We start from the raw sequence: 6,853 nt of genomic DNA on the forward strand, positions 1-6,853 counted from the left end.
TTCCTGGACGGAAGCGATAATTCCCGAACGGACGCAATGGTTGGGGCAACCGGCTCCGGCTTTGCTGCGCCCGTGATCTGGATTTTTCGGCAACGAGATCGGCGCCCGTGCGGTTCGGACCAGTCCGGACGACAGACGGTCGACGCATTGGAACGTGGATGCCGGACGAGAAGTCAAGCAAGCGAACCGACCGGGCCAAGGCACAAGCCAGCCACGGCCCGGCTGTCATGCGCAAGGCCGGTGCCGCGCATTTTGCGGGAGCGAGCGTCCATGTCTCGCTGGCCGGCGAGATCGGCCTGCGGATCGTGCGTGGCGACTATCCGCCCGGCACCATCCTGCCCAACGAGTCCAGATGGGCCGAGATCTTCAATGTCAGCCGTTCGGCGGTGCGCGAAGCCATCAAGATGCTGATGGCGAAAAGCCTGTTGGCCTCACGCCCCAAGATCGGCAGCTGGGTCGAGCCGAAGGAGCGCTGGAACCTGCTCGACCGCGACGTGCTGGCCTGGTACGCGACGGCGCCCGACCGCGAGGCGTTCCTGCGAACCGTGCAGGAGTTTCGTCATATCATCGAGCCGGAAGCATCGGCCTTTGCAGCCATACGGCGCAGTGACGAGCAAATGGCGGAAATCAGCCAGGCCTGCCGCGAGATGGGCGAAGCCTTGAGCCTGCAGGAGCGTATCCGCGCCGATACGCGCTTTCATCTGGCCATCCTGCGCGCCTCCGGCAACGACCTTCTGGTGCCGCTCGGCGTGCTGATCGAGTCGGCGCTCGACCATCTTTTCGCATTCACGACACAGCAGGTCGCCGATCAGCGCCAGGCGCAGAAGCTGCATGAGGCGATCGAAAAGAACATCCGCCTGCAGCGCCCGGCCGCCGCGCGCAACGCCGTGCACAAGCTGCTTGCGGATACCGATGAAGGGATCGGGCGCTGGAGGCGGTGATCGGCGCCTGCGTTGGGCAATCGGTTAAATGGTCTGCTTCTTGCCATCCTTCATCGGCATCAGGTCGACGCCGTTCACCTTCCCGATATGCGTTGCCAGCATCGGTACGAATTGCTCGGCCGGGCCGGTTGCGTGGGCACCGGCGAAGGCGTTCTTGGTGGCGTTGCCGAGCGGGTTGGCAATGCCGGCCGCACCCGCCATCGATTCCAGATAGGTCAGGTCCTTGAAGGCGTTGGCGATGGTGAATTTGTGCGCGTCGCGGTCACCTTCCAGCGTCCAGCGCATGAAGGTCTGGTAGAAGCCGCAATCCATGCGGCCATTGCGGATGACGCTGTCGAAGCGCGGCGGCGAGATGCCGACCTTCTCAGCCAGTGCCAGTGCCTCGGAATAGATCGCGGCGTAGCCGAGCGAGATGAAATTGTTGAGCAGCTTCATGCGATGGCCATCGCCGGTGTCGCCGATATGGACGATGCGGCCGGCCCAGGTTTCGATTACCGGTTTCACCCTGGCAAAGAGGGTGTCCGGCGCGCCGACCATGGCGTCGAGTGTGCCTTCCCAGGCTTCCTTCGGCGTGCGGCTGAGCGGTGCGTCGACAAAATCGATGCCGAGCGCCTTGAGTTCAGCGGCAAGCGCAATGGTCGAGACGGGGTCGGAGGTCGAGCAGTCGACGACGACGGAACCTTTCTTCAAACCCTCCTTGAGGCCGCCCGGGCCGCGAATGATGGCTTCGACCTCGCGCGAACCGGTGACGCAGATGAAGACGATTGTCGATGCCGCCGCCACATCGCGCGAGGTCGATGCTTCGGTGGCGCCGCGGCCAAGCAGGTCTTCCGCCGGCTTGCGGTTCTTGCGGCCGAGAAAGGTCAGGCTGTAGCCCTTGTCGACGATGTTCTTGGCGATCCCGTGGCCCATCAGGCCAAGCCCGATGAAGCCGATCTTTTCGCTCGCGGCAGTCGTGTTCATGTCTTCAAGTCCTGTTGCAATGATTGATGTCAGGCGCTGCCGTTTTGCAGGCGAGGGTGGTTGCGGATGGCGATATTGTCTGACAATACACATAAATTCCTGAGGATGTGGAGAGCAAAATGACGAAGCGGATCATGTTCACCGGCGGCAGCGGCAAGGCCGGACGCCATGTCGTCCAGTATCTGGTCGAGCAAGGCTGCCAGGTGCTCAACATCGACACCAGGCCGCTCGACAACCCCAAGGTGCGCACGCTGATCACCGACATCACCGACAGCGGGCAGGTGTTCAACGCACTGTCGAGCTATATGGGCCTGCATGAATTCGACCCCTCGCTGCGTCCGCAGCCGGTCGATGCGGTGGTGCATTTCGCCGCCATCCCGCGCATCATGATCACCACCGACAACGAGGTGTTCCGCATCAATGCGCTCGGCACCTACAATGTCATCGAGGCGGCAGTTAAGCTCGGTATCCGAAAGGTAATCATCGCCTCCAGCGAGACCACCTATGGGCTGGTCTTCGCCAACGAGCCGCGCGATCCAAAATATTTCCCGCTCGACGAGGAGTATGACGTCGATCCGATGGACAGCTATGCCTTGTCCAAGGTCGTCAACGAGAAGACGGCGCGGGCCTTCGCGCAGCGCAACGGCACCGACATTTATGCCCTGCGCATCGGCAACGTCATCGAGCCGCACGAACATTCGCTGTTTCCGAAATGGTTCGCCGATCCGGGTTTCCGCAAGCGCATCGCCTGGAGCTATGTCGACGCGCGCGACCTTGGCCAGATCACGCTGCGCGCCATAGAGAAGGACGGGCTCGGCTATCAGGTGTTCAACGCGGCCAATGACGACACCTCGTCCGACCTGCCGACAGCCGAACTCTTGAAGCGGTTCTACCCCGGCGTGCCGGTCAAGGCCGAACTCGGCGAATACGAGACGCTGCTCTCCAACCGCAAGGCGCGTGACGTGCTGGGCTTCCGCCCGGAGCATAGCTGGCGCAAATACGTCAAGCAGGCCTAGGCATGTCGACACTCAGGTGATGCCGGCCTGCGAATGACGGCTTTCTGCGCTTCCGCCTTCGCCGGCCGAAGCACTTATGAGTGGTCGTGGCAGTCAAGGCTACGGCCGGCGTAGGCCGATGCTCACGTACCCAAAAGTACGCTGCGCTCCGGTTCTCGAAATCCGTCATTCTCGGCTCGGCCTGACCTGAATATCGACATGCCAATCAAGCGGCGGATCGGGGCTGATCTGTGCACAGCGGGCAGCTTTGCGATGCAAGCCGCTTGCTGCGCTTGACAGCCTGCTTAATACGGACTTTCTGGACCCCATGCGGGACGCGAAGCCGAACAAGGAAAAATCGTTGGGGAAAGCGGCCTCCGGGGACCGTCCGGGCGGCGTTCGCCGGGCGGACGCCGCGCGTATTCCCGGCTCCAGCGTCCACGCCTCGCTGGCCAGTGAAATCGGCCTCAGGATCGTGCGCGGCGATTATCCGCCTGGCACCATCCTGCCCAATGAAGCGAAATGGTCGGAGACCTTCAGCGTCAGCCGCTCGGCGGTGCGCGAAGCGATCAAGATGCTGATGGCCAAGAGCCTTTTGGCCTCACGTCCCAAGATCGGCAGCTGGGTCGAGCCGAAGGAACGCTGGAACCTGCTCGATCGCGATGTGCTGGCCTGGTACGCGACGTCGCCGGACCGCGAAGTGTTCCTCAAGACGGTGCAGGAATTCCGCCATATCATCGAGCCGGAAGCGACCGCGTTCGCCGCGATGCGAAGAACCGACGAGCAGATGGCCGAGATCAGCCTGGCCTGCCGTGAGATGGGCGCGGCGACGAGCCTGCAGGAGCGGACCCGCGCCGACACGCGCTTCCATCTCGCCATCCTGCGGGCTTCGGGCAACGACCTGCTGGTGCCGCTCGGCGTACTGATCGAATCCGCCTTCGATCATCTCTTTGCCTATACGACACGGGAGATCGACGATCTCAACCACGCGCAGAAGCTGCACGAGGCGATCGAGAAGAACATCCGCCTGCAGCGCCCCGACGCGGCGCGCAATGCTGTGCGCAAATTGCTCGCCAACACAGACGGCGTCATCCGCGCCCGGTAAGGCCGGACCGGCCGCTAATCATCCTTGTCCCGTCCGAAGGCGCTGCGCAGTTCGTCCTTGGCGTCCTCAAGCACTTTTTTGCGCGCGGCAGGCAAGTTCTTGCCGGCGCGGTTGATGTAAAAATTCAGCATCGACATGGCGGATTGGAAAGGCTCGGCCTTGCGCCTGTGGCTGTGTTCGGCGGATCGTTTCAGCGAGGCGGCGATCTTCCTGGCGTCGTCGGATTCGAAGACGTGATCCTCAAGATCCATTGCGTTGCTGTGCTCGGTCACCTCGGCCGACCATTTTTTCCTGGTGGCGGTCATCGCAGGACTCCTTTGCGGGGTGGGTTGCCGGGAAACTCCGCACATCGGTATCGGTTCCGCCCTGGCTCTGGAGCCACGGATTTGCCCGCTGTGGCGCTGCTGCGGCCTGAGAATGCGCCGATAGTGGCGCAAACGGCAGCCGATCTCCGAGACCGCCGACAGGAAACGCCTTGACCCGAACCGACAGCCTCCAGCCCGGCCCCGGCATCGACAGCTCCTATGCCTGGATGCGGCTTGCCATCTCGATGCTGCTGGCGACGATCGGCGCCGTGGGCATGTGGGCTGTCGTCGTCGTGCTGCCCGCCGTGCAGGCCGAGTTCGGCGTCGACCGCGCCGCGGCGTCCATGCCTTACACGGCGACCATGGTCGGTTTCGCCGCCGGCAACGTGCTGGTCGGCCGCGCCATCGACCGGATGGGTTACTGGATCCCGGCGCTGATCTCTTCGATTGCGCTTTCCGCGGGCCTGCTGCTCGCGGCGCTGTCGACCTCGATCCTGCAATTCACGCTTGCCCAGGGGGTGCTGATCGGTATCGGCACGTCGGTGATCTTCGGGCCGCTGATCGCCGATATCTCGCACTGGTTCAACCGCCGTCGCGGTGTTGCGGTCACGGCGGCGGCGGCCGGCAATTACCTTGCCGGGGCGTTGTGGCCGACCATCATGCCGACGCTGATGAAGGCGGAGGGCTGGCGCTTCACCTATGCGGCAATCGGCATCTTCTGCCTGGTGACAATGGTGCCGCTGGTGCTGATGCTGCGGCGCGGTGCCCCGGCGGCGGCCGTCGCGGGTTCGCCCGGAAGCCGGTCGGTGCAGCCGATCTCGCTGTCGCCGGCGGCCTTGCAGGTGCTGCTGGTCGTCGCCGGGCTCGGCTGCTGCGTGGCGATGTCGATGCCGCAAGTGCATATCGTCGCCTATTGCATGGACCTTGGCTACGGCGTCGCACATGGCGCCGACATGCTGTCGATCATGATGGCGGGCGGCGTCGTCAGCCGGCTGGCGTCCGGCTTCCTCGCCGACCGTATCGGCGCCGTGTGGACATTGATGATCGGCTCGGTCCTGCAGTGCCTGTCGCTGCTGTTCTACATCCCGTTCGACGGGCTTGCCTCGCTCTATGTGGTGTCACTGGTGTTCGGCTTGTCGCAGGGCGGCATCGTGCCTTGCTACGCGATCATCGTGCGCGATTATATGCCGGCCAGAGAGGCCGGCCAGCGTATCGGCATCGTCATGATGGCGACCATCTTCGGCATGGCGATCGGCGGCTGGATGTCGGGCTGGATCTACGATTTGACCGGCTCTTATGCGGCTGCGTTCCTGAACGGCATTGCCTGGAATATTTTGAATATACTGGCGATCGTTCTGTTATTGTGGCGGTCGCGGCGATCATTGACGGTTGCAGCTTAAGCCTTATTCCGGGCGCACAAAATGCATCTCGATCTTCACGGTAAGCCCATTCTTCTAACAATAGCGGTGTGGGCCTGCGCCGCGGGATGCCTCGCAGGCGCCGCCGCAATTTTCTATTCGATTATCCTGGTGCTCGGCAGAACCGGGGCGCTTGTAGACACTACTGAGGAAAGATCACTTGGTTGGAGCGAGCGAGCCGGCCGCAGGAATAGCCGTTTCAACAGATTTCTTGTTGCTGACGAATTCCGATCGCTTCGCAAGCTCCTGTTTGGAGCATGGGCCGGATTTTTAGTCTCGTTTGGTCTTCTTTCTCTGCTGATTTTTCTCTTTGGGGAGCGGACATTGACCTAGCGTCGAGAAGGAAGCGCGCGGATAAATATCCCACTTTGACCAACATATGACGGCTGCGGGCGCGATGGCTTCCGATCTGTATCTTGCGAGGACTCGATTTTGACCAAGCCGCGCACGCGCCGGGGCGGCGGCCGCCCGACCATCGCGGATGTCGCGCGCAAGGCCGGTGTCGGCGCCATCACCGTGTCGCGCGCCCTGCGTGAGCCGGAGCGTGTCTCCGAAGAGTTGCGCCGCCAGATCCAGGCCGCTGTCGACGAACTGGGCTACGTGCCGGACCCGAATGCCCGGGCGCTGGCCTCGGCGCGCGCCGAGGTGTTCGGCGTGCTGGTGCCGTCGCTTACCAACAACGTCTTCGCCGAGGTGGTGCGCGGCATCTATGACAGCCTGTCGGCCAGCCCGTTCCGCATCCAGCTTGGCAACACCCACTATTCCGGCTCGAGGAAGAGCGGCTGCTGCAGCTGTTCGGTTCGCAACGGCCAGCGGCGCTGATCGTCGCCGGCATCGATCAGACGCCGGCTTCGCGAAAGCTGCTGGAAAGTGCCGGCTGCCCTGTGGTGCAGGTGATGGAAACCGGTCCCGATCCGGTCGACATGATGGTCGGCTTCTCGCATCTCGATGGCGGGAGGGCGGCGACCGAGCATCTGATCGAGGCCGGCTATCGCCGCATCGGCTTCATCGGCGCGCGCATGGATCCGCGTTCGCAGCGGCGCCTTGCCGGCTATCGCGCGGCGATGGAGGCCGCGGGCCTGTTCGACCCGCGCCTCGTCACCACCACGCCGGTGCTGTCCAGCGT

At 63.3% G+C, this 6,853-nt stretch carries 7 protein-coding genes and 1 pseudogene; 6 read left to right on the forward strand and 2 right to left on the reverse strand.

Translation table 11 applies throughout. The features are described 5' to 3' along the window. Positions 1–158 precede the first annotated feature (158 nt). Complete coding sequence (locus EN969_RS10865) at positions 159–941, forward strand: FadR/GntR family transcriptional regulator (protein WP_013530856.1); 783 nt, start codon at positions 159–161, stop codon at positions 939–941. A gap of 24 nt (positions 942–965) precedes the next feature. Here the strand turns inward: EN969_RS10865 and EN969_RS10870 are convergent, their stop codons facing one another. Beyond that, complete coding sequence (locus EN969_RS10870; RefSeq protein ID WP_063168519.1) at positions 966–1,904, reverse strand: NAD(P)-dependent oxidoreductase; 939 nt, start codon at positions 1,902–1,904, stop codon at positions 966–968. A 119-nt stretch (positions 1,905–2,023) separates the two neighbouring features. On the opposite strand from EN969_RS10870, the gene EN969_RS10875 reads away from it, so the two are divergent. Beyond that, positions 2,024–2,920: an NAD(P)-dependent oxidoreductase gene (locus EN969_RS10875; RefSeq protein WP_063168518.1), complete on the forward strand. Its 897-nt coding sequence runs from the start codon at positions 2,024–2,026 to the stop codon at positions 2,918–2,920. Positions 2,921–3,227: 307 nt separating this feature from the next. Beyond that, on the forward strand, positions 3,228–4,004 hold the full coding sequence (locus EN969_RS10880) for a FadR/GntR family transcriptional regulator (protein WP_024501538.1): 777 nt from the start codon (positions 3,228–3,230) through the stop codon (positions 4,002–4,004). 14 nt (positions 4,005–4,018) lie between these two features. On the opposite strand, the gene EN969_RS10885 is transcribed toward EN969_RS10880, so the two are convergent. Then, positions 4,019–4,309 (reverse strand): DUF3175 domain-containing protein, encoded by a 291-nt coding sequence (locus tag EN969_RS10885; RefSeq protein WP_024501537.1) that lies wholly within the window; start codon positions 4,307–4,309, stop codon positions 4,019–4,021. A gap of 170 nt (positions 4,310–4,479) precedes the next feature. On the opposite strand from EN969_RS10885, the gene EN969_RS10890 reads away from it, so the two are divergent. The 3 genes and pseudogenes from EN969_RS10890 to EN969_RS10900 all read left to right on the forward strand — a co-directional run. Continuing rightward, the gene (locus EN969_RS10890; protein ID WP_013530861.1) at positions 4,480–5,709 is read left to right on the forward strand and encodes an MFS transporter; all 1,230 of its coding nucleotides are present in this window, start codon (positions 4,480–4,482) and stop codon (positions 5,707–5,709) included. 21 nt (positions 5,710–5,730) lie between these two features. Next, positions 5,731–6,060 carry a hypothetical protein gene (locus EN969_RS10895; protein ID WP_063168517.1) on the forward strand — a complete coding sequence of 110 codons (330 nt, stop codon included), beginning with the start codon at positions 5,731–5,733 and terminating at the stop codon, positions 6,058–6,060. 99 nt (positions 6,061–6,159) lie between these two features. After that, positions 6,160–6,853 (forward strand): annotated as a pseudogene (locus EN969_RS10900) (LacI family DNA-binding transcriptional regulator); the annotation flags it as partial.

This window comes from Mesorhizobium sp. M7A.F.Ca.CA.003.01.2.1, assembly GCF_003998945.1.
In the GTDB taxonomy this organism is placed as follows: domain Bacteria; phylum Pseudomonadota; class Alphaproteobacteria; order Rhizobiales; family Rhizobiaceae; genus Mesorhizobium; species Mesorhizobium ciceri.

Bases quoted from the DNA above. Each gene is read 5' to 3' on its own strand.
- EN969_RS10895 (WP_063168517.1), top strand. From the start codon at position 5,731: ATGCATCTCGATCTTCACGGTAAGCCCATTCTTCTAACAATAGCGGTG.
- EN969_RS10875 (WP_063168518.1), top strand. From the start codon at position 2,024: ATGACGAAGCGGATCATGTTCACCGGCGGCAGCGGCAAGGCCGGACGC.
- EN969_RS10885 (WP_024501537.1), bottom strand. From the start codon at position 4,309: ATGACCGCCACCAGGAAAAAATGGTCGGCCGAGGTGACCGAGCACAGC.
- EN969_RS10865 (WP_013530856.1), top strand. From the start codon at position 159: ATGCCGGACGAGAAGTCAAGCAAGCGAACCGACCGGGCCAAGGCACAA.
- EN969_RS10870 (WP_063168519.1), bottom strand. From the start codon at position 1,904: ATGAACACGACTGCCGCGAGCGAAAAGATCGGCTTCATCGGGCTTGGC.
- EN969_RS10880 (WP_024501538.1), top strand. From the start codon at position 3,228: ATGCGGGACGCGAAGCCGAACAAGGAAAAATCGTTGGGGAAAGCGGCC.